Here is a 352-nt window from a genome sequence, read left to right on the forward strand (position 1 = left end):
GTTCTCTGGCGGCGGTCTGTTCGTTTTCCGCGATTCATTAACCAGCGCACCGGTTAAGGACAGTTTGAGAAAGCTGATTTCCACCGCTGATATGGCAAGCAGCATTGATGATGCGGTAACTAGACTGAGCAAAGACGTCTTGCAATTGCCAATGCAGATTGCCTTGAAGCGATTGAAAAACGCTCTAACGCAATTATTCGAGGGTGCGGAGGCTTCCGGCTGGTTGGTTCCTGGTGATGACCCAGGAATGGATGGACAGTCGTGGAGGTTCGAGGTGGAGCCTAATGAGGTACATCCTTCTGACCGAATCGATTGTTCATATTGGCTGCGATATGACGGTGTTGCACGCCAA

The 352-nt window shown here is 50.6% G+C and carries 1 protein-coding gene; it reads left to right on the plus strand.

Annotated elements, in window-relative coordinates; translation table 11 throughout:
* Positions 1–352 (plus strand): hypothetical protein (locus C7H79_RS18230; RefSeq protein ID WP_197714686.1); only part of this gene is annotated, 352 nt, incomplete at both ends.

Origin of the sequence: Nitrosomonas supralitoralis, assembly GCF_003011925.2 — a bacterium.
Taxonomy (GTDB): domain Bacteria; phylum Pseudomonadota; class Gammaproteobacteria; order Burkholderiales; family Nitrosomonadaceae; genus Nitrosomonas; species Nitrosomonas supralitoralis.